20 protein-coding genes, 1 other RNA gene and 1 pseudogene are annotated in these 21324 nt (G+C 50.8%); 12 read left to right on the top strand and 10 right to left on the bottom strand.

Going from position 1 to position 21324, the window contains the following annotated elements:
* Window positions 1-28: 28 nt before the first annotated feature.
* Window positions 29-1036, top strand: a pseudogene (gene dgcN / locus GF617_RS24450) (diguanylate cyclase DgcN); the annotation flags it as partial.
* Window positions 1037-1049: 13 nt separating this feature from the next.
* Window positions 1050-1535, top strand: a complete 486-nt coding sequence (locus GF617_RS24445) for an OmpA family protein (protein WP_181620437.1) — start codon at window positions 1050-1052, stop codon at window positions 1533-1535.
* A 2-nt stretch (window positions 1536-1537) separates the two neighbouring features.
* Here the strand turns inward: GF617_RS24445 and GF617_RS24440 are convergent, their stop codons facing one another.
* The 7 genes from GF617_RS24440 to ffh all read right to left on the bottom strand — a co-directional run bounded on the left by GF617_RS24440 (window position 1538) and on the right by ffh (window position 7168).
* Window positions 1538-2908: a PepSY domain-containing protein gene (locus GF617_RS24440; protein ID WP_203452643.1), complete on the bottom strand. Its 1371-nt coding sequence runs from the start codon at window positions 2906-2908 to the stop codon at window positions 1538-1540.
* 39 nt (window positions 2909-2947) lie between these two features.
* On the bottom strand, window positions 2948-3352 hold the full coding sequence (locus GF617_RS24435; RefSeq protein ID WP_181620439.1) for a DUF2946 domain-containing protein: 405 nt from the start codon (window positions 3350-3352) through the stop codon (window positions 2948-2950).
* 132 nt (window positions 3353-3484) lie between these two features.
* A complete protein-coding gene (gene rplS / locus GF617_RS24430) occupies window positions 3485-3832 on the bottom strand; it encodes a 50S ribosomal protein L19 (protein WP_006178051.1) in 348 nt (115 codons plus the stop codon).
* Window positions 3833-3875: 43 nt separating this feature from the next.
* Complete coding sequence (gene trmD, locus GF617_RS24425; protein ID WP_181620440.1) at window positions 3876-4643, bottom strand: tRNA (guanosine(37)-N1)-methyltransferase TrmD; 768 nt, start codon at window positions 4641-4643, stop codon at window positions 3876-3878.
* A gap of 30 nt (window positions 4644-4673) precedes the next feature.
* The gene (rimM, locus tag GF617_RS24420) at window positions 4674-5219 is read right to left on the bottom strand and encodes a ribosome maturation factor RimM (RefSeq protein ID WP_166717700.1); all 546 of its coding nucleotides are present in this window, start codon (window positions 5217-5219) and stop codon (window positions 4674-4676) included.
* 18 nt (window positions 5220-5237) lie between these two features.
* Window positions 5238-5486 carry a 30S ribosomal protein S16 gene (rpsP, locus tag GF617_RS24415; RefSeq protein WP_181620441.1) on the bottom strand — a complete coding sequence of 83 codons (249 nt, stop codon included), beginning with the start codon at window positions 5484-5486 and terminating at the stop codon, window positions 5238-5240.
* A 320-nt stretch (window positions 5487-5806) separates the two neighbouring features.
* A complete protein-coding gene (gene ffh, locus GF617_RS24410; protein WP_181620442.1) occupies window positions 5807-7168 on the bottom strand; it encodes a signal recognition particle protein in 1362 nt (453 codons plus the stop codon).
* A gap of 166 nt (window positions 7169-7334) precedes the next feature.
* Here ffh and GF617_RS24405 point away from each other — a divergent pair, with 166 nt between their 5' ends.
* Both GF617_RS24405 and GF617_RS24400 read left to right on the top strand, forming a co-directional pair.
* Window positions 7335-8126, top strand: coding sequence for an inner membrane protein YpjD (locus GF617_RS24405; RefSeq protein WP_181620443.1), 792 nt, complete (start codon window positions 7335-7337; stop codon window positions 8124-8126).
* Between the two features lie 18 nt (window positions 8127-8144).
* Entirely contained in the window at window positions 8145-9431 is a 1287-nt protein-coding gene (locus GF617_RS24400) for an HlyC/CorC family transporter (RefSeq protein ID WP_203452644.1), read from the top strand.
* A 47-nt stretch (window positions 9432-9478) separates the two neighbouring features.
* Here GF617_RS24400 and grpE read toward each other — a convergent pair whose 3' ends face one another.
* Window positions 9479-10072 (bottom strand): nucleotide exchange factor GrpE, encoded by a 594-nt coding sequence (gene grpE, locus GF617_RS24395; RefSeq protein WP_203452642.1) that lies wholly within the window; start codon window positions 10070-10072, stop codon window positions 9479-9481.
* Window positions 10073-10194: 122 nt separating this feature from the next.
* Between grpE and nadK the strand changes: the two genes are divergently transcribed.
* From nadK to bamE, 3 genes are all read left to right on the top strand, one after another.
* Window positions 10195-11073: an NAD(+) kinase gene (gene nadK, locus GF617_RS24390; protein WP_181620445.1), complete on the top strand. Its 879-nt coding sequence runs from the start codon at window positions 10195-10197 to the stop codon at window positions 11071-11073.
* A gap of 85 nt (window positions 11074-11158) precedes the next feature.
* Complete coding sequence (gene recN, locus GF617_RS24385; protein ID WP_203452641.1) at window positions 11159-12820, top strand: DNA repair protein RecN; 1662 nt, start codon at window positions 11159-11161, stop codon at window positions 12818-12820.
* Between the two features lie 138 nt (window positions 12821-12958).
* Window positions 12959-13297, top strand: a complete 339-nt coding sequence (gene bamE / locus GF617_RS24380) for an outer membrane protein assembly factor BamE (protein ID WP_181620447.1) — start codon at window positions 12959-12961, stop codon at window positions 13295-13297.
* A gap of 80 nt (window positions 13298-13377) precedes the next feature.
* Here bamE and GF617_RS24375 read toward each other — a convergent pair whose 3' ends face one another.
* Together GF617_RS24375 and GF617_RS24370 are read right to left on the bottom strand one after the other, a co-directional pair.
* Complete coding sequence (locus GF617_RS24375; protein ID WP_181620448.1) at window positions 13378-13665, bottom strand: RnfH family protein; 288 nt, start codon at window positions 13663-13665, stop codon at window positions 13378-13380.
* Complete coding sequence (locus tag GF617_RS24370; protein WP_203452640.1) at window positions 13655-14092, bottom strand: type II toxin-antitoxin system RatA family toxin; 438 nt, start codon at window positions 14090-14092, stop codon at window positions 13655-13657. Before GF617_RS24370 ends, GF617_RS24375 begins: the two co-directional genes overlap by 11 nt.
* Before the next feature lie 156 nt (window positions 14093-14248).
* Between GF617_RS24370 and smpB the strand changes: the two genes are divergently transcribed.
* From smpB to GF617_RS24345, 5 genes are all read left to right on the top strand, one after another.
* Window positions 14249-14731, top strand: a complete 483-nt coding sequence (gene smpB / locus GF617_RS24365; RefSeq protein ID WP_181620450.1) for an SsrA-binding protein SmpB — start codon at window positions 14249-14251, stop codon at window positions 14729-14731.
* A gap of 89 nt (window positions 14732-14820) precedes the next feature.
* Window positions 14821-15183: a transfer-messenger RNA gene (ssrA, locus tag GF617_RS24360) on the top strand.
* 204 nt (window positions 15184-15387) lie between these two features.
* Window positions 15388-16629 (top strand): integrase, encoded by a 1242-nt coding sequence (locus GF617_RS24355; protein ID WP_203452639.1) that lies wholly within the window; start codon window positions 15388-15390, stop codon window positions 16627-16629.
* Window positions 16630-16767: 138 nt separating this feature from the next.
* Window positions 16768-20397 (top strand): ATP-binding protein, encoded by a 3630-nt coding sequence (locus GF617_RS24350; protein ID WP_203452638.1) that lies wholly within the window; start codon window positions 16768-16770, stop codon window positions 20395-20397.
* A gap of 553 nt (window positions 20398-20950) precedes the next feature.
* A complete protein-coding gene (locus GF617_RS24345; protein ID WP_239006615.1) occupies window positions 20951-21298 on the top strand; it encodes a hypothetical protein in 348 nt (115 codons plus the stop codon).
* Window positions 21299-21324: the final 26 nt, after the last annotated feature.

The raw sequence follows: 21324 nt of genomic DNA, 5'->3' as shown, positions 1-21324 counted from the left end.
CTTACCGCTCATGGGCACCTCTCTTTAAGTCATCTTAAATGACTCTGAGGTGTCTGTTAAACCCGTGGCGATTCAATTCGCCGTGGCGGAAGTCCTCGATACTCATAAAAAACGCTTTGCTTACTGGTCATGGAACCCGGAAGAAAATACGGACACTCTCGGTGCACTGGTCAGCCGCTGGCTGTTCCCGACTCCCGTTTCGCAACCGGTCCTGCACAATGGCAACACCATTGGTGAAATCCGCCTTACCGCTCGCGATAGTTTGATCGGCCACTTTATCTGGATGTCGTTTGCGGTTTTGACCGGCTGTATTCTTTTCGCCTCAGTTGTCGCGCTCACTATCACACGTTCTCTGCACCATGGCATGGTGACAGCAATACAAAACATCACCGATGTTGTCCACGATGTGCGCACAAACCGTAATTTCTCGCGCCGAGTGAAGGAAGGACGTATTGAGGAATTCCACCGTTTTGGCGAAGACTTCAATAGTCTGCTGGACGAAATGGAAGAATGGCAGCTCAAGTTACAGGCAAAAAACGCCCAATTACTTCGTACCGCTATGCACGACCCGCTTACTGGCCTTGCTAACCGGGCAGCATTTCGCAACAGTATTGCAGCCTTAATGAATGATTCGTCAGCAAAGGTTAACTCTGCCCTGCTTTTTCTCGATGGCGATAACTTTAAATTTATCAATGACACCTGGGGCCATGCAGCAGGCGACTGCGTACTCATTGAAGTGGCCAGTCGGATGGTGGAATTTGGTGACAAACGCCATCAATCGTACCGTCTTGGCGGAGATGAGTTTGCGATGATCCTGTATGGCGTACACTCTGAACTTGAAGTTCACAACATTTGTATTGCACTGTCGCAGCAGTTTATTCGTCCGTTTGATTTGCATAACGGGCATACAGCATCGATGTCACTCAGCATTGGTTCAGCTCTGGCGTGGGAAAATGCCTCTGTGGAAGCATTACTGGAGCAAGCCGACCGCAATATGTACCTGGTCAAAAACCAGCGTTCAAAAACAATATCTTAGAAAGGAATACGATATGTTAAAGCGATACCTCGCACCTTTTTTACTCACATCACTGATCCTGGCGGGTTGCCAGACTCCCCCTACCGGCAAATTTACTCCAGAACAAATCGCCGCAATGAAATCATATGGGTTCAATGAGACCAACGGCGACTGGTCACTGGGGCTGTCAGATAAAATCCTCTTCGGTAAAAATGAAGCGCAGATCCGCCCTGAGAGTGAGCAACAGATCCAGTCTATGGCGAAGCAGCTTGCCACTACGGGCTTAACTCATGCCCGGATGGACGGCCATACTGACAACTATGGTGAAGATGGCTACAACGAAGCGTTATCACTCAAACGTGCAAACGTCGTCGCCGATACCTGGGCAAAAGGGGCCAATATCCCGCGCAGTAACCTCACCACACAGGGATTAGGTAAAAAATATCCCGTTGCCAGTAACAGCACTTCGCAAGGCCGCGCTGAAAACCGCCGGGTTGCGGTGGTCATCAGCACGCCATAACGTTATTTAGCGGATGATTCGGTGAGCGACACAGTTGATGCCGCTCGCCAGCGTAGCCAGTCAATCAGCATGAGCAGTGCCAGACTCGCGCCCATCACCGGAAGGGCTAACCCCAGCAGCGCGCAGACAACGACCGTCATACTCCGCCCTGCCAATGGTAATGCCAGCCAACTCTGGCAAAGCGTCTGCACGGGGCTTGCCACCGACTGGGCCGGACGACGCATCCACCACATTCGATATCCCCAGATAATCAGAACACACAGTGCTATTCCAAACGCAATGAGCACTAACTGATTCGCCAGGCCAAATAAAATCCCCATATGGAAATCCACGCCCCAGCGGGTCAACTTAGCCATTAGCGGAAAATGTTCGAACTGGGTGCGATCCAGGATTTGCATTGAATGGGGATCAACTGCAACGGCATCAACTTGCGTAGGCCAGCTACGATCAATCTCAGTAACGGTCCACGCCTGATTTGCCATTTTCGCCGGACGGATCTCCAGCTTCTCGGCATCAATGCCAGCCTTTCTCGCTGCGAGCAGAACATTGTCAAACTGCGTCAGATCCATCGCCATATCGGGCATCATCATCCCACCATGATGACCACGATGCTCAGAATGTTCATCAGTGTTCTCTGATGTTCCGTGTAACGTGGTATTCACCTGAGGCGTAAGCCAGTTCATTTCAGCACGCAATTTATCGACGTTGCCCCCCGCCCATTGTGACCAGGTGAGACCCGTGGCCGAAAACAGTAACATGCCCCCCAGCAGGAGCCAGCCCAACGTAATATGCACGCGTCGACGATTCTGGAAGCGGTTATTCAGTCGGCGTTTAGGTCGGGTGTAAAACCACAATACAATTCCCCCTACTGCCGCTATCCACATCCAGGAAGCTGCCAGTTCACTATACAACCGTCCGGTATCACCCAACATTAATGAGCTGTGGAGATAATCGATTTTCTGACGCAGCGGCAAAATACCGCTTGTGCCATACACCGTCATATCACCGCGAACCTGCAGAGTTACCGGGTCAACAAAGATAGCCCGGGTCTCTGATGGCCCAAGCATCGGGTCAGCAAACATCACTCGCGTCGTTTCCCCTTCAGCCAGACCGGGGCGTACCGCATGTAAACGTAATCCAGTACCGACAGTTTTTTCCGCCACGGCTATCTGCTCAGACAGCGGCAATGCGTCACCCGAAGTGTCTGTATGTAAAGCTGTGCGATAGACATAACCTTCTAGCTGCGGCGTCGCCACATAGAGCGTGCCGGTAAGCGCAGCGAAAAAAATAAACGGACCAACAAATAGCCCGACATAGAAATGGAGGCGTCGCAGCAGGTTTACCCATGCCACGCGCGAAGTGCAGGTAGTCATACTTTTCCTTTTTAAGGTAAAAAGTGATCGATTTTGTTTTTAAAGGGAAAAAGCAGACAGATGCGGTGGCGCACGGGTATCAGGATACAACCAGGGGAAAAAATGCCAGTGGCTTACCACCGGGCGAGGCAGTTTAAGACGAAGCCGTTGCAGTGCGATACTGAGCAGCACGATCAGCGCCAGTATCATGCCCGGTACATGAGCTAACAGTACGCAGTAACCGCAGGCTTCAGCGTGATCAACAGGCATTGAGTGTTGCATGTCGCCATGATGCTCATCCATCGACATCATGTTCATATCGTGGTGCATGCCCGGCATGGCACTCATGGGATCTTTCTGAAGCGAGATGGAGATAAGCGGAGCAATCACGATCAGCAGGATCGCAAACAACGCGGCCCATGCCGCTGTGCGTTTCCAGACTGACTGATGCAATACGTTACCCACTGCCCCTCCCTCCAGGATCGACAGCATTGTAAATGATTTATATCAAAACGGTTAACGCAAGGGAGGTTTTTAGATAAAAAAAGGGCCAGCCTTTTGGCCAGCCCTTTTTACAGGATGTCGCTTAAGCGAATCTTAGTTCAGACGCTCTTTAATACGAGCAGACTTACCAGTACGCTCACGCAGGTAGTACAGTTTAGCTTTACGTACAGCACCACGACGTTTAACAGCAATGCTGTCAACTACCGGAGAGTGAGTCTGGAAGACACGCTCAACGCCTTCGCCGTTGGAAATTTTACGAACAGTGAATGCAGAGTGCAGACCGCGGTTACGAATAGCGATAACCACGCCCTCGAATGCCTGCAGACGTTTTTTGGAACCTTCAACAACCCATACTTTCACTTCCACGGTATCACCCGGACGGAAGGAAGGTACGTCCTGCTTCATCTGCTCTTGTTCAATTTGTTTAATAATGTTGCTCATAATTTAATCTCTTATCCTGGGTAAACTGATATTCGGGTGCGTATTACGCCTTCCCATCATGTTCATGCTGCTGGTGCGCGTGTTCAGTTTTGAACTCGGCCAGCAACTTTGCTTGCTCTTCAGTCAGAGCCAGGTTTTCCAGAAGTTCAGGTCTTCTAAGCCAGGTTCGGCCCAGCGACTGCTTCAGACGCCAGCGACGTATCTCGGCATGGTTTCCTGACAGTAACACTGTCGGGACCTCCATCCCTTCCAACACTTCAGGACGAGTATAGTGTGGACAGTCCAGCAATCCATCAGCAAAGGAATCTTCCGTTGCTGAAGCTTCATGTCCCAGTACACCCGGAATGAACCGGGAAACCGAGTCAATCAGCGTCATTGCCGGTAACTCACCACCGCTGAGAACGTAATCGCCGATAGACCATTCTTCGTCAATCTCGGTCTGAATTACGCGCTCATCTATCCCTTCGTAGCGACCGCACACCAGAATCAGTTTCTGACTGGCTGCCAGTTCGCTCACGCCCGCTTGATCAAGCTTGCGTCCCTGAGGTGACAGATAAATCACCTTCGCGCCTTCACCTGCCGCGGCTCTTGCTGCTGAGATGGCATCCCGTAAAGGTTGCACCATCATTAACATCCCCGGTCCGCCACCGTAAGGACGATCATCCACGGTACGGTGTCGGTCATGAGTGAAATCTCGTGGACTCCAGCTCTCGATGCTCAGCAGGCCATTTTTTACTGCCCGGCCAGTTACCCCGTAATCGGTAATCGCGCGGAACATTTCAGGAAACAGGCTAATTATGCCAATCCACATAGCGCCGTCTTTTACCGTTTTCAGGAGAATTTAAAAACCAGGATCCCAATCTACTTCAATCGTTTGAGTAGCGAGATCGACTTTCTTGATAACCTGCCCATCGAGGAACGGAACCAACCGCTCCTTGATACCGAACGCATCTTTCAGGTTTGCCTTAATGACGAGAACGTCATTCGATCCAGTTTCCATCATATCGATGACTTTACCCAGACCATAGCCTTCTGTTGTCACAACCTGGCAACCGATAAGGTCTTTCCAGTAGTAACCATCATCCAGCTTCGGCAACTGCGATGAATCAACGACAATTTCGCAATTGGTCAGCAGATTCGCGGCATCGCGATCGTCAACGCCTTTCAGCTTAATGACGATATCCTGATTGTGGTGACGCCAGCTTTCCAGCTCGACCTCTTCCCACTTACCACCTTTCTGGATAAACCAGGGTTGGTAATCAAAAATGCTTTCGGCGTCTTCGGTGGAGGAAAACACTCTGAGCCAACCACGGATACCGTAAGTAGAACCCATTTTCCCCAATACGATCGGTTCAACAGGGACTGGTGCGGCGTGTTGCTTGCTCATCATGACCACCGTGACAGATTAAGCTGCTTTGTTAGCGGCTTTGATCAGCGCTGCAACGCGATCGGACAGAGTAGCGCCCTGGCCAACCCAGTGAGCGATACGATCCAGATCCAGACGGGTTTCTTCTTCAGAACCAGATGCGATCGGGTTGAAGAAACCAACGCGCTCAATGAAGCGACCGTTGCGTGCATTACGGCTGTCGGTTACAACAACCTGGTAGAACGGACGCTTTTTCGCGCCGTGACGTGCTAAACGAATAGTTACCATAACATCCTCTTGTGTGAATAAAACAACCGGGCCCCATCGAGGAACGGAGCCCGGGTGTCATATTAAAAGCCCGAAAATTTTACTGATTTCTGGGGAAAATGCAATCAGCATCTTGATACTGAGCATTAAACGACGGGCAGAAGGCGTATATCGGTGCAACCCGTTTCGTTCCGGTGTGCGCGAAGAAAGCGGAGTGTGCACGTTGTACTTGAGCATTTACTCGCTCCGCTCGCCCTGAAGGGCATTCAAAACACTATAGTGTTTTGTTGAGCACACCCCGGAACTAAAATGGCAAACAAGATAGCCTCATGCCCTTGTTTTTAACGGCCAGGGAATCCAGGAGGCATCATCCCTTTCATGCCGCGCATCATCTTCGCCATCCCGCCTTTCTTCATTTTCTTCATCATGCGCTGCATGTCGTCGAATTGTTTCAGAAGACGGTTAACGTCCTGCACCTGCATACCGCAACCTGCGGCGATACGGCGTTTGCGGGAGCCTTTGATGATGTCTGGGTTTGCACGTTCTTTCAGCGTCATCGAGTTAATGATCGCTTCCATACGCACCAGCACTTTGTCATCCATCTGCGCTTTAACGTTATCCGGGATCTGTCCCATACCGGGCAGTTTACCCATCAGACTCGCCATTCCGCCCATATTCTTCATCTGACGCAACTGCTCGAGGAAGTCCGTCAGGTCAAAGCCATCGCCTTTTTTCAGCTTGTTCGCCAGCTTCTCAGCCTGCGCGCGATCGACTTTGCTTTCGATATCTTCGATAAGCGACAGCACATCGCCCATCCCGAGGATACGGGAGGCAATACGATCCGGGTGGAACGGCTCCAGCGCTTCGGTTTTTTCGCCAACACCGAGGAATTTAATCGGCTTGCCGGTGATATGGCGGATAGAAAGTGCCGCACCACCACGAGCATCACCGTCCACTTTGGTCAACACAACACCGGTTAAAGGCAGCGCTTCGTTAAACGCTTTTGCGGTATTCGCCGCATCCTGACCGGTCATTGCATCGACAACAAACAGGGTCTCTACCGGGTTAATGGCAGCATGAACCTGTTTGATTTCATCCATCATCGCTTCGTCGACGTGGAGTCGACCCGCGGTATCCACCAACAGCACGTCGTAGAATTTCAGCTTCGCTTCTTTCAGCGCAGCATTAACGATATCGACAGGCTTCTGGGCAACATCAGACGGGAAGAAATCCACGCTAACTTGCTGAGCGAGGGTTTCCAACTGTTTGATCGCCGCTGGGCGGTATACGTCAGCAGAAACCACCAGGACTTTCTTCTTGTGCTTTTCACGCAAGAATTTACCCAGTTTACCCACGCTTGTGGTTTTACCTGCCCCCTGCAGGCCAGCCATCAGCACCACGGCAGGTGGCTGTGCCGCCAGGTTAAGTACCTGGTTTTCTTCGCCCATCGCCGCAACGAGTTCGTTACGGACAATTTTGACGAATTCCTGACCTGGCGTCAGGCTTTTGTTTACTTCATGACCAACCGCTTTTTCTTTAACGCGGTTGATGAAATCACGAACAACAGGTAACGCGACATCTGCTTCCAGCAGTGCCATGCGCACTTCGCGCAGCGTTTCCTTGATGTTCTCTTCGGTAAGGCGTCCACGGCCGCTGATGTTGCGCAGCGTGCGCGACAAACGATCGGTTAAATTATCAAACATTGTCTCTCGCCTGAGGTAGAAACGTTGAGCCGCCACAGCGACACATACACAGAATTTTGCCGGAGTATAACATGAAGCCGCCTTTGTTGTTATGCAACGGTTGGAGCAGGCGTCACGTAACGTTATACTGCTTCTCTTTCTTATTAAGACAACTGTCGACACCCCTATGCCTGTTTTCGCACTGATCGCTCTTGTTGCCTACTCTGTCAGCCTTGCGCTGATCATTCCTGGTCTGCTGCAAAAGAACAGCGGCTGGCGGCGAATGGCTATTTTGTCGGCCGTGATTGCCCTTATCAGCCACGCGTTTGCGCTGGAATCGCGCATTATTCCGGGTGACGGGAGTGTGCAAAATTTAAGTGTGCTCAACGTGGGCTCGCTGGTCAGCCTGATGATCTGCACAGTCATGACCATTGTCGCCTCCAAAAATCGGGGCTGGTTGTTACTGCCGATTGTCTATGCGTTTGCACTTATCAATCTGGCGTTTGCCACCTTTGTTCCTAATGAGTTCATCACGCATCTGGAAACGACTCCAGGCATGATGGTGCATATCGGGTTATCACTGTTTTCATACGCGACGCTCATTATTGCCGCTCTGTATGCAATGCAATTGGCCTGGATTGACTACCAGTTGAAAAACAAAAAACTGGTCTTTAACCATGAAATGCCGCCGCTGATGGTCATCGAGCGCAAAATGTTTCACATCACCCAGATCGGCGTCGTGTTACTGACGCTTACGCTGTGTACTGGCCTGTTTTATATGAAGAACCTTTTCAGTCTGGAGAATATCGATAAAGCCGTACTCTCCATCATTGCATGGTTTGTCTATATTGTTCTTTTATGGGGTCATTACCATAAAGGCTGGCGCGGGCGTCGCGTAGTCTGGTTCAACGTTGCGGGTGCTGGCCTTCTGACACTGGCCTATTTTGGCAGTCGTATCATTCAGCAACTCGCTAGCTAAGCAATAAAGGAGTTCCCCCTGGAACACATCTCTACCACCACACTGATCGTCACGTTGATCGTTATGGTGGTCATCTCTGCTTACTTCTCCGGTTCAGAAACCGGCATGATGACACTGAACCGCTATCGGCTGCGTCATCGTGCGAAGCAAGGTAATCGTGCCGCACGCCGTGTAGAAAAACTGCTGCGAAAACCGGATCGACTGATTAGCCTGGTCCTTATCGGTAACAACCTGGTCAACATTCTCGCCTCTGCTCTGGGGACGATTGTGGGTATGCGCCTTTACGGTAATGCGGGTGTCGCCATTGCCACTGGCGTGCTGACATTTGTCGTGCTGGTCTTTGCCGAAGTATTACCAAAGACCATTGCAGCGCTCTACCCAGAAAAAGTCGCCTACCCCAGCAGTTTCTTGCTGGCCCCTCTTCTGGTCCTGATGATGCCATTGGTTTGGCTGCTTAACATGGTCACACGTCTGTTAATGCGGATGATTGGTATCAAGACCGATGTCGTCATCAGCGGCGCGCTCAGTAAAGACGAACTGCGCACTATCGTTAACGAATCACGCTCGCAAATTTCCCGCCGCAACCAGGACATGCTGCTGTCAGTGCTGGACCTGGAGAAAGTCAGCGTGGACGACATCATGGTCCCACGTAATGAAATCGTGGGCATCGACATCAACGACGACTGGAAAGCTATCGTCCGCCAACTTACGCACTCCCCTCATGGGCGCATTGTGCTTTATCGGGACACGCTCGACGATGCCATCAGCATGCTACGCGTGCGCGAGGCTTATCGTCTGATGACCGAGAAAAATGAATTCACCAAAGAGGTGATGCTGCGTGCAGCCGATGAAATTTATTACGTTCCGGAAGGAACACCGCTGAGCACTCAGTTGGTCAAATTCCAGCGTAATAAAAAGAAAGTGGGTCTGGTGGTGGATGAATATGGAGATATCCAGGGATTAGTCACGGTTGAAGATATCCTGGAAGAAATTGTTGGTGATTTCACAACCTCTATGTCCCCCTCCCTGGCCGAAGAAGTCACACCGCAAAACGATGGTTCTGTACTCATCGATGGCAGTGCCAATATTCGCGAGCTTAACAAAGCCTTCAACTGGCATCTGCCAGAGGATGAGGCGCGTACCATGAATGGGATGATTCTTGAGGCACTGGAAGAGATCCCGGCAGCAGGGACTCGAGTACGTATTGAGCAATACGATATTGATATCCTGGATGTACAGGACAACATGATTAAGCAAGTGAAAGTCTTGCCTGTTAAACCGATTCGGGAAAGTATTTCTGAATAGAATGTAGGCCGGGTAAGGCAAAACCACACCCGGCGCTACAGGGCTAATTACGCTTTCGCTTTCGCCACAGTGACCATTGCAGCACGAATGGTACGGCCGTTCAGGGTATAGCCTTTCTGCATCACACCCAGCACATTACCTGCGGTAACATCTTCAGATTCAACCATAGCAATCGCCTGGTGAACGTTCGGGTCCAATGGAACGTTAGTGTCTGCCACCACATCCACACCAAACTTACGTACCACATCCAGCATGGATTTCAGCGTCAGTTGGATGCCTTCAATCATTGGGGCATTGTCCGGATTAGCTTTATCTGCCACTTCCAGCGCACGATCCAGGCTATCAATGACCGGCAACAGTTCATTGATGAACTTCTCCAGGGCAAACTTATGTGCCTTTTCAACGTCCAGTTCGGTACGGCGACGCAGGTTTTCCATTTCGGCTTTGATACGCAAAATGCCATCGCGCTCGCGGTTCTGGGCTTCAACTAATTGAGCTTCCAGATTCGCAATTTTTTCATCGCGCGGGTCCACCTGCTCAGCAGAAACGTCAGGCTCTACAGCCTCAATGTCTTCGTGCTGTTCCGTGATAATTTCTTCCGGGGCTTGCCCCTCAGGCGTTTTCTGTTCTTTACTACTCATGAATTTCTCCGCGTTTTTCTGCATTCATCTCGCTAACTTCGCTTATTATGGGGATCAGTTTCCGGGATTCAAGGGAACAAGACCAATTGTCATCATTCATTAGGCACAAGGACCTCCAGAAAATGAATAATCATTTCAAGTGTATCGGGATCGTCGGCCATCCGCGTCATCCTACTGCGTTGACGACACATGAAATGTTGTATCGCTGGCTGTCCGCCAAAGGCTATGAAGTGATGGTTGAACAACAGATCGCCCAGGAGCTTCAGCTCAAAAGCGTCAAAACCGGCACGCTGGCGGAAATAGGCCAACAAGCCGACCTTGCCGTTGTGGTTGGCGGTGATGGAAACATGCTGGGCGCAGCCCGCACGCTGGCACGCTATGATATCAAAGTGATTGGGATTAACCGTGGCAACCTCGGTTTTCTGACCGACCTTGACCCGGATAACGCACAGCAACAGCTTGCGGATGTGCTGGAAGGCCACTACATCAGCGAAAAACGTTTTTTGCTGGAGGCTCAGGTATGCCAGCAGGATTGCCAGAAGCGCCTCAGCACCGCGATTAACGAAGTGGTTCTACACCCTGGTAAAGTCGCGCACATGATTGAGTTCGAAGTGTACATCGACGAAATCTTCGCCTTCTCGCAACGTTCCGACGGGCTGATCATTTCAACACCGACGGGGTCCACCGCCTACTCTCTTTCTGCGGGAGGTCCTATTCTGACACCTTCTCTTGACGCCATTACGCTGGTCCCGATGTTCCCGCATACGCTCTCTGCACGCCCACTGGTGATCAACAGCAGCAGTACTATTCGGCTGCGCTTTTCGCATCGCCGTAACGATCTCGAAATCAGCTGTGACAGTCAGATTGCCTTGCCCATTCAGGAAGGGGAAGATGTATTAATTCGTCGCTGCGACTATCATCTCAATCTCATTCACCCTAAAGATTACAGCTATTTCAATACGTTAAGCTCAAAACTCGGCTGGTCAAAAAAATTATTCTAATTTTGCATCCAGCACTTTACTGTATAAAAAACCAGTTTATACTGTATGAAAATACAGTTATGGTTTTTCATACAGGAAAGCAATTATGCTGGCACAACTGACCATCAGCAACTTTGCCATTGTTCGTGAACTTGAGATCGACTTCCATAGCGGTATGACGGCGATCACCGGAGAAACTGGCGCAGGTAAATCTATTGCAATTGACGCTCTTGGCCTGTGTCTTGGTGGTCGGGCTGAAGGTGATATGGTGCGTTCGGGAGCAAACCGTGCCGATCTCTGTGCTCGCTTTTCACTGAAAGATACTCCTGCAGCTCAACGCTGGCTTGAAGAAAACCAACTGGAAGACGGGCGTGAGTGTTTACTTCGCCGCGTCATCAACAGCGATGGGCGCTCTCGTGGCTTCATCAACGGCACTGCCGTACCTCTTTCTCAACTTCGCGAACTCGGCCAACTGCTCATCCAGATCCATGGACAGCATGCCCATCAGCAACTGATTAAACCCGAACAACAAAAGGCATTGCTTGATGGTTACGCAGGTGAGTATGCACTTACTCAACTCATGGCGGGTCACTATCGTCAATGGCATCAGAGCTGTCGTGAGCTTGCCCAGCACCAACAGCAGAGCCAGGAGCGGGCTGCGCGTGCGGAATTATTAGCATATCAACTAAAAGAGCTTAATGAGTTCAACCCGCAAGCGGGTGAGTTTGAACAAATTGATGAAGAATACAAACGCCTGGCAAATAGCGGTCACCTTCTTTCCACCAGTCAACATGCGCTAAATATGCTAGCCGATGGTGAAGACGTTAATCTGCAAAGCCAGCTCTATACCGTCCGTCAGTTAATGACCGAGCTGGCAGGTATGGACACAAAGCTTTCTGGCGTACTGGATATGCTGGAAGAGGCAGCAATTCAGATTTCCGAAGCCAGTGACGAGCTACGTCATTATTGTGAACGACTGGATCTTGATCCTAATCGCCTGTTTGAGCTTGAACAACGTCTTTCCCGTCAAATCTCGCTGGCACGTAAACATCACGTAACCCCAGAAGAGTTACCCAATTTTTATCAGTCTCTTCTGGATGAACAACAGCAGCTTGATGACCAGGCAGACTCGCTGGAAACCCTGTCCCTTGCAGTCAATCTCCATCATCAGCAGGCGCTGGCGACGGCTAAACAACTGCATGATATCCGCCAGCACTATGCCCAGGAGCTAGGCCAGACAATAACAGACAGCATGCGCACGCTGGCAATGCCGCATGGCGTATTTACAATTGATGTCCGTTTTGAAGAGAATCACCTGACGGCAGAAGGTGCTGATCGTATCGAATTCCGCGTAACCACAAACCCAGGGCAGCCTTTACAGCCTATTTCGAAAGTGGCCTCGGGGGGTGAATTGTCGCGTATCGCCCTGTCTATCCAGGTCATCACAGCCCGTAAAATGGAAACTCCCGCACTCATTTTTGATGAAGTGGATGTGGGGATCAGCGGCCCAACAGCAGCCGTTGTGGGTAAATTATTGCGTCAGTTGGGAGAATCTACACAGGTCATGTGTGTCACCCATTTACCGCAAGTCGCAGGGTGTGGCCATCACCACTTCATCGTCAGCAAAGAAACAGATGGCGAGATGACCGAAACACATATGAAACCATTAGATAAACGCTCACGTTTGCAGGAGCTGGCACGCCTGTTGGGTGGGAGCGAAGTCACTCGCAATACGCTCGCTAACGCCAAAGAACTCTTGGCCGCATAAACTTTTTCGGGAACTCAGGGTCATAGAGAACAACAAAAACGCCGCAAGACCGGTTTCAAAGTGGGGCAAGGTCTATTATCATCGGCATATTACATATGAGCCGCGTACTGCTCGGGCCCGAAAAGGAATCAAATCACTATGCGCTGTAAAACGCTGACCGCTGCCGCAGCGGTTCTTCTGATGTTGACCGCAGGCTGTTCCACTCTGGAGAAAGTGGTTTACCGTCCTGACATCAACCAGGGGAACTACCTTACCCCTAACGATGTGTCTAAAATCCGCGTGGGTATGACACAACAGCAGGTCGCTTATGCACTGGGAACCCCAATGATGTCCGATCCGTTCGGCACAAACACCTGGTTCTATGTATTTCGTCAGCAACCTGGTCATGAAGACGTGACTCAGCAAACTCTGACGCTGACCTTCAATAGCAGCAGTGTGTTGACCAACATCGACAACAAACCTGCACTCACCAAATAATTCAGTGTCAGAAATGCAAAAAGGTGCTCATTGAGCACCTTTTTTGTTTTCCCGCGCGTTTTGATTCCCGGCAGCATAAATTACTTGCCGGATTTCTCCGCACGCTGGCGACGCAGTTCTTTCGGGTCAGCAATCAATGGGCGATAAATTTCAACCCGATCCCCCTCTTTCACCACATCAGTAAGTTTTACCGGGCGGCTATAAATACCGACTTTGTTCGTCGCTAAATCAATATCACCGCGAAGTTCCAGCAAGCCAGAAGCACGTATCGCGTCTTCAACGGTTGCGCCCTCATCCAGCTTAACACGCTGCAGATACTGCTTTTCCGGCAATGCGTAAACCACCTCTACAGCAATCTTAAGCGACACTGTAAACCTCTTTCGCGCGGGTGGTGAACGCCTGAACCATGTTCAACGCCAGTTCTTTGAAAATACGACCAAAAGCAAGCTCAATCAGCTTATTGGTAAACTCAAAGTCCAGATGGAATTCGATACGGCACGCGTCCGCACTCAGAGGCGTAAACTTCCAGCCCCCCATCAGGGTTTTAAATGGACCATCCACCAGATGCATCAAAATACTCTGATTATCGGTCAACGTATTACGGGTGGTGAACGTTTTGCTAATCCCCGCTTTGGAGACATCGACAGCCGCAGTCATCTGCGTAGGCCCGGATTCGAGAACCCGGCTACCTGTACATCCCGGTATAAATTGCGGATAAGACTGAACATCGTTCACTAACTGATACATCTGTTCCACGCTGTAAGGAACAAGCGCAGTACGGCTAATCTGTGGCATAGCATTTTCCAGGGTCAAACAACGGACAAATAATAACATTTATCACCTGTTAAAAAAACGCTAAGCCTCATCTCGTGCTAAGATAGCGCGTTAGACCTCACAGGATGCAATGAGGTGACTTTTTGACATCAGATTACCTATGGCTTCACGACACTTATGACGAAGAAAAAAGTACATAAACCTGGCTCTGCGACCATCGCACTTAACAAGCGTGCTCGCCATGAGTATTTCATCGAAGAAGAATTCGAAGCCGGTCTTGCATTGCAGGGCTGGGAAGTAAAATCACTGCGCGCAGGCAAAGCCAACATCGGCGACAGCTACGTGATCCTGAAAGATGGCGAAGCATTCCTCTTCGGTGCAAACTTTACTCCGCTGACAGTGGCGTCTTCTCATTACGTTTGCGATCCAACACGCACCCGTAAACTGCTGCTCAATCAGCGCGAACTGGACTCACTCTACGGACGTATTAACCGTGAAGGTTACACCGTGGTTGCGCTTTCTCTGTACTGGAAAAATGCCTGGTGCAAAGTGAAGATTGGCGTAGCAAAAGGTAAGAAACAGCATGACAAGCGCACCGATCTAAAAGAACGTGAGTGGCAGCTTGATAAAGCACGTATTATGAAAAATGCAGGGCGTTGATTCTGCACGCTTATTGTACAATTCAATAAGTTAGCGTTCCGGACTGGTATACTGTAAGGCAAATCTGGTATACTTGTTTCAACACTATTGGGGCTGATTCTGGATTCGACGGGATTTGCGAAACCCAAGGTGCATGCCGAGGGGCGGTTGGCCTCGTAAAAAGCCGCAAAAAAATAGTCGCAAACGACGAAAACTACGCTTTAGCAGCTTAATAACCTGCTAAGAGCCCTCTCTCCCTAGCCTCCGCTCTTAGGACGGGGATCAAGAGAGGTCAAACCCAAAAGAGATCGCGCGGATGTCCTGCCTGGGGCGGAAGCGTTAAAACTAATCAGGCTAGTTCGTTAGTGGCGTGTTTGTCCGCAGCTGGCGTGCGAATGTAAAGACAAACTAAGCATGTAGTACCGAGGATGTAGGAATTTCGGACGCGGGTTCAACTCCCGCCAGCTCCACCAAAATTCTCCATCGGTGATTACCAGAGTCATCCGATGAAGTCCTAAGAGCCCGCACGGCGCAAGCCCTGCGGGCTTTTTTGTGCCTTCAATTTGTCCCGCGAAGTCCGAAGAGAACTAATTAAATCCGAACCTTTTAGGCACCTTGTTAGGCACCTCATAAAGCTATATTGTTTTTGAGGTGCCTAAAACTATGGAAACCCGGCAATGGCAAGACAAACCAAACCTCTATCCGTTAAGGAAATCGAATCTGCTAAACCCAGAGAAGCGGACTACGTTCTCTATGATGGCGATGGCCTTGAGCTACTCATCAAATCCAGCGGGAGTAAAATCTGGCAGTTTCGCTACATTCGCCCTGTCACTAAGAAACGAGCGAAGAAGAGCATTGGCCCCTACCCGTCAGTTACCCTTGCCGATGCCAGAAACTACAGAGCAAAGTCTCGCTCACTCCTGGCGAAACAAATCGATCCACAGCAACATCAGCAGGAACAACTTCGCAGTTCGCTGGAAGCCAAAACCAATACTTTCCAGCTCGTGGCTGAACGTTGGTGGAATGTGAAGAAGGCCAGTGTGACAGAGGACTATGCGGAAGATATCTGGCGCTCTCTTGAAAGAGATGTCTTTCCTGCGATTGGCGACGTTAGCGTTACAGATATTAAAGCTCATACACTGGTTCAGGCCGTGCAACCGGTTCAGGCAAGAGGCGCGCTGGAAACCGTCCGTCGCCTTTGCCAACGTATCAATGAAGTCATGATATATGCTCAGAATACAGGCCTGATTGATGCTGTTCCCAGCGTTAATATCGGTAAAGCCTTCGAGAAGCCTCAGAAAAAGAACATGCCCAGCATTCGACCGGATCAGCTACCTCAACTGATGCAGACAATGCGAACAGCCAACATTATCCTTTCCACACGCTGCCTGTTCATGTGGCAACTTCTTACTATTACCCGCCCTGCTGAAGCGGCTGAAGCTCGCTGGGAAGAGGTAGACATAGAAGCGCGAGAGTGGAAGATTCCTGCAGCACGCATGAAAATGAACCGTGACCATACTGTTCCATTGTCAGATGAAGCGATTGCGATATTGGAGATGATGAAGCCGTTAAGTGGAAATCGAGAATTTATCTTTCCCAGCCGCATCAAGCCAAACCAGCCGATGAACAGCCAGACAGTTAACGCATCGCTGAAACGCGCAGGTTTTGGTGGGGTGCTCGTTTCACACGGTCTGAGATCTATCGCCAGTACAGCCCTAAATGAACAAGGCTTCCCACCTGATGTTATTGAGGCGGCCCTTGCGCATGTAGATAAGAATGAGGTCCGTCGTGCCTATAACCGCAGTGATTATCTTGAGCAGCGGCGGCCCATGATACAGTGGTGGGCTGATTTTGTGATGGCTGCTGATCGTGGAAGTATGGTTGAGGGCGGTATGAGGGGAGAGCGTTTAACGGGATGACGGATAATTAATGACAGTTCCCACTTTAGTAGTGGGCCAGATGAGAATTTATATTTCAAGCGAAAGCTAATAGTTTTAGAAATCAAACTAATTAGCATAATATCTCTTAATTGAAGGGATATGGAGCCGCAGAAATAAATGAAGACACGGCAGTATGCGCAAAAATCAATCTTCGATCTGGAAGCAATCTTCGAGCAGTCCAGCAACAATGTTAGCGAACTTGAACAGTTGTTGAGCGAGCTGACCTTTCGCAACACTGCCAGGGCGCGGACGCTGACGGCTAAAATCGAGCAATCTCTATTTGCACTTAGCGGCCACAGCGTGGTCGCCATGTCGGCTTCCAGCCCATCAACACACCATCCCGATTCGGTGTCCATTCAATCTTCTCGAGTTGTGCCCCACAATTCGCCTGCTGCGGAAGAGCAACTTCAACTGAAGGCCATCCCAGACTCTGCCATACGAGAGCAATTCGACAAAGACCAAATCGACCTTGGTCCGATCCCGTCTTTTTCTCCATCAGGTAAGGCGAATGATGCGCGAGCAATACTGGCAGCATGGACAGCCCTCGAAGCGCTGTCGCCTCAAGCTTATAAACGCCCAGAGGATATGGCAACCGGCGACCGCTCTAGGGTTGCTCTATTGGAGCGAGGTGTTCCATGGGGACCAAATGCCCGCAGCAAGCCCAGTTATAAGCTTTATTTCGAGGTCGTCCTCGGCTCCATCGCTCTCGACAAGACGACGGACGAGCTGGTCAAGGTTTTTGGCGAGGATGAGGAGCGTTCACGCCCGGACGGTAAGAAAGCGGCCATCGGCTCGATCCTGATCGACAAAGAAGGCTTTGTGCTTGAGGACAAAGGCGTTGCCGTGTCCAGTTTTGCCTGGGCACTCAAGCCGGCTCTCGATCTGAAGCTTGGGAGTTTAGGGAATTGGCCGAATGTTGAGCCGCGCATTATCGAGCATCTGGATCGAATGGTTCGCCACCACAACAAAGATGGAGAACCCATACCGATCGATCTGAATGTTGTTCATAACGCTTATAAATGGCTTGTATCGCAGTTCAGTGTACCCGAGCATTTGGTTGAGCCACCCACATTCGCGATTAAGGTGTTTCATCATTTCAAGGCTAAGGCGCCGCCTGAACCTTCGTTACTGAATTCCTTCTATCTTGAAGATCTCGGTGAAGCAACCAAATTGCTCGAGACGGGCAAAGCCGGAACCGGTTTGCGCCGCTACATGGGAATTGGAAGACCTGACCAGAAAATCGACGTGCTATCGCCCATTTCCGCAGTTGAGCCGTTCGTCGCACCGTCGCTCATGCCGCAGGCTCGTTGGCCTTCGAAAGGCGGCCATCCACTGGTGCTGCTTCAACAGGCTGCCGTGAATGCGGCGCGTGCTGAGCTGAATGATGCTCCAGGTATCATCGGCGTCAATGGGCCTCCGGGAACCGGAAAGACCACTCTTCTCCGGGATATCGTCGTTGGATGCATTCTCGATCGGGCCACGGCGATGTCCGGCTTCAACAAACCGCAGGATGCCTTTTCCACAACAGGCGAGAAGCTGGCATTCGGTTCCAATGCATTCCTGCACTTCTACAAGTTACATGCATCCTTGAAGGGCCATGAGATCGTCGTAGCCTCCTCCAATAACAAAGCAGTCGAAAACGTCAGTAAAGAGCTTCCTCTCAAGGAAGCCAATGGTCGCCATGAACAGATCGCCTACTTCCGGTCCATCAGCGACCTGATTGCGAATCCCAAACGCGCCGGCTATTTCGAAGCCGAGGCCGAGGGGGACATCCCCTCCGACACTGTCGAAACCTGGGGGTTGATCGCCGCAGCTCTCGGCAAGAGCAGCAACCGAGGCGCGTTTCAGCAAGGTTTCTGGTGGAATGAAGACGGTGGTTTCCTTACCTACCTGAAAGCAGCTCGCGGCATAAATGTCATGCGTGAGATCAAGGACGAGCGAACTGGCGAAACCATCGATCGCGTGATGCCCAGCGTGGTTGTCAATGAGCGGCCCAGCACCAACGAAGCGGATGCTGCTGCGGCCTGGCAGAAAGCGCGAACCGCCTTTCTTAAACTTAAGGAGACGGTAGACGCCGAAATCGCCAGCATCGAAGAGATGCGACGGGATATCCAGGCGCTCAAGGGAGCGATCACCGAACTTCAAAGAGCTGAACAGCGTCGACCGAGTCTGAATGAAGCCGTCGAAGAGGCACACAAGACTGCTGAATCCTGCCAACGAGAGCATGAGAAGGCAAAATCGCAGATCGAGCAGGACAAGATCATGCTCGACAGCCATCTTGCTTGCCGTCCAGGTTTCTTCTCCCGTTTGTTTGCGACTGCGGCCTGGAAGTCGTGGAGATCGACACTGCAGAAGCTCTCGGCGACCTTGCAGCAATCAGTCATACGGGCGCAGGGGACGGACGGTGCCCTAGAGCTTGCAAGGGCTGAGTGGAGCAATACTGAGTCCCAGTTACAGCAACTCGACCAGGAAATTTCCAGCAAATGTCAGGCTGTCTCGAAATTGAAGGCAACCGAGGCACAGGCACGAAACCGTATGGGAGACAGGGTCGTTGATGAGAGGTTCTTCGAGCGCGAGCACGAGGCTATCCACCTCACTGCACCCTGGCTTCCCGATGAGGTTCATCGCCTGCGGGAGGATCTTTTCGCCGCTGCCCTGACTGTGCATAAAACGTTCATCGATGCTTCGGCCAGCCGCTTGCAACACAACCTTGGGTTATTGATGTCAGGCATGGTAGCTGGTGCCTTCCAGTCTTCCGCTCACCGTGAACTTCTCCCCGACCTTTGGTCAAGCCTTTTCGTGGTTGTGCCGACCGTGTCCACGACATTCGCCTCTGTTCGGACGATGTTCGGGGATCTGCCACCAGAGAGCATTGGTTGGCTTCTGGTAGATGAAGCGGGCCAAGCCGTTCCTCAGGCAGCAGTTGGAGCTATCATGCGGGCAAAGCGCTCCATCGTGGTAGGTGACCCGTTGCAAATCCCACCTGTAGTTTCACTTCCTGAAAAGCTGAACGCCGAAATCTGCAAGTTCTTTGACATTGACCAAGTCGAATGGTCTGCCCCCGCAGCATCTACGCAGACCCTTGCTGATCAGGCATCGCGCTTCAAATCCACCTTCGTCGTGGACGGAGGTGATCGAGAAGTCGGGCTGCCATTGCTCGTTCACAGGCGTTGCCAGAACCCAATGTTTGATGTTTCTAACTCCATCGCCTATGCCGGGCAGATGGTCCATGCTGTCGGGCCTAAAAAACCCGGATCTATCGGCTCGGCTTTGGGGAGATCTCACTGGGTGGATATCAATGGCGATGCTGAGACGAAGTGGTGTCCCGACGAGGGCGAAGCGGTTGTGCGAATGCTCAAAGAGCTGGCAGCATCGGGCATTACAAATCCGGACGTATTTATCATCACACCATTCAAGATCGTAGAGCAGAACATGCGTCGGCGTCTCGACAGTGAAACTGATCTGCTGCGAACGTTCGGCGTAAAGCTGGATGAATGGTGCCGTGATCGTGTAGGCACAATCCACACGTTCCAGGGCCGAGAGGCGGACACAGTAATCCTGTTGCTGGGTGCGCCGAAAGCGAGTCAGCAAAGGGCACGTCAGTGGGCGGCAAGCCCACCAAACATAATCAATGTAGCCGTCTCACGCGCCAAGCAAAACCTGTATGTGGTCGGCTCGGCTGCTGCATGGGCAGGGGCGGGAACTAGCCTTCAGCTCCTGCATCGGCAATTGGCGAAATCAGCCTAACAATCTCCGAGGTGGCCCTCATTATTGAGGGCTCATCGCGACTCATTTTTGGCTAACATCAGTAATGGGCTGGCCGCTATGTGTTAAAATCTGACATTGCTCACATAATAGTCAAGCAGTCACTTTTCACCGCCCATCCAAGCTTGATAATTCTTACCGCTCCCCTTATATCCACACTGAGGAATAACCTCTGACATGGCTAAGGAGTATGATTATGGGGCTTAAACCTGGTCCAAAACCAATCGCAAAATCAACAGGAAAACCCGATCAACGCAGACGTGATAATAAGGATACACCCGGCAATACCCCAGGACTGAAACCAAGCAAATCAACTGGGAAGTAATCGTTTAAGGGTATGGAGAATTCATCTAAACCCTTATCTCATCAAATCAGTCTGCTTTAGCCCGTTTAGTGCCAGAAACGGACATTTGTAACATCTGAATGTACTTATCTGCGGGGGCTGGTCAGCGCAATACGGCAACGTAAGGTGCTGTCGTGACATCAGCTTGTAAAGTAGTATGAGTTCTTCTGCTGTTAACATTTTGGATACTCAATGACATTACAAGCGACCTGGCTTGAACATCCTATGCCCGGTGATAAAAAGGAAGGTGTTTCGATCATCGACGTCAATCCTTTTGGCGCTAATGGAGAAAAGGATCGGCGACTGCTAATCAGTAACGACGGTGAGCCCATCCTGATTTTACAGCTATATATACGTGCAGATGAGGATGGCTGGCTTATTTCCAGCGCCTTTTCTGACTTTCTCCTGAATGAATCCCAGGTGGCAATCATTTGTGGCGACCATTTTTATGTTTTTGACATGGCCACATACTCGTTCAGAAGTCATCCACTAGGGAAGGTGCGAATAAGCAGGTCATTTCTTCCCAAGCTGACTCGCTGATTAAAATTTCGCGGATCTGGGCCGAT

Source organism: Lelliottia sp. RWM.1 (assembly GCF_016859735.1).
GTDB lineage: Bacteria > Pseudomonadota > Gammaproteobacteria > Enterobacterales > Enterobacteriaceae > Enterobacter.
Note: the sequence above shows the minus strand (reverse complement) of the source record. Positions and strands in the feature narration are given on the sequence as shown.